1 protein-coding gene is annotated in these 860 nt (G+C 77.8%); it reads right to left on the bottom strand.

What is annotated here, in order from left to right; genetic code table 11:
* Window positions 1–860: DUF5691 domain-containing protein (locus KS423_RS46385; protein ID WP_224285648.1), on the bottom strand; the 860-nt coding region annotated here is incomplete at both ends.

Raw genomic sequence — 860 nt, 5'->3', positions numbered from 1 at the left:
GGCGCCCGCGCCCGCGTACCGCGCCCGGGCGGGACGGGGGCCGGACCGAGCAGCGCCCGGGCCCAGTCGGCGTCCTGCTGGCGGACGGCGGCCCGGGCCCAGGCCTCCCGCAGGTCGTCGGCCCAGCTGCTGCTGGTCTCGTCGATGCTGTCGCCGGCCCGCAGGGCGAGCAGCTGCTCGGGAGTCAGCCCGGTGCTCTCCGGCCAGACCGACAGCGGTGCGGCGGCCACCACCTCGCCGAACCACCAGGCCCGTTCGCCGCGCCCGGTGGGCGACTTGGGCGCGATCCCGTCGCGCTGCATCTGCGCGTCGCACTCGGCGGGCGGGGTGACCAGCAGGTGCGTGCCGGTGTCGGCGAGCCGGACGGCGGCCCGCGCCCGCTCGGCCATCCGGCGGGCCAGCGCGGAGCCGGGCAGAGTGGAGAGCAGTTCGGCGGCGGTGGCCCGGACGTTCTTGCTGCGGTCGCCGAGGGCGGCCTCCAGGAACGGTTCGTCGGCGGGGGACAGGCCGTCCTGGAGGGCGTCCAGGAAGAGCAGGCGGTCCTCGGCGCGCTCGGTGGACCAGGTGCCGCGCAGCAGTTCCAGGCCGGCCGCGGGATCGCGGCGGCGCAACAGCGTGAGGTGGGTGACCCGCTCGGCGAACAGGCCCTCGTGCCAGAGCCGGTCGTCCGTGGGCTGTTGCGGTATCTCAGGGGTGGTGGTGCGCAGCACGAACCGCCAGTCGGGGTTCTGCTCGGCCAGCCAGCGGCCCAGCGGACCGGCCAACGCCACGGCGTCGGCGCGCAGTTCGCTGCGGGCGCGGGCGGCGTCGAGCAGGCCGGGTATCAGCGCGGCGGGCGGGCGCAGGCCCCGGGCCCGGGC

This window comes from Streptomyces sp. LS1784 (genome assembly GCF_020103755.1).
In the GTDB taxonomy this organism is placed as follows: domain Bacteria; phylum Actinomycetota; class Actinomycetes; order Streptomycetales; family Streptomycetaceae; genus Kitasatospora.
This window is presented reverse-complemented; position numbering and strand designations above follow the sequence as displayed.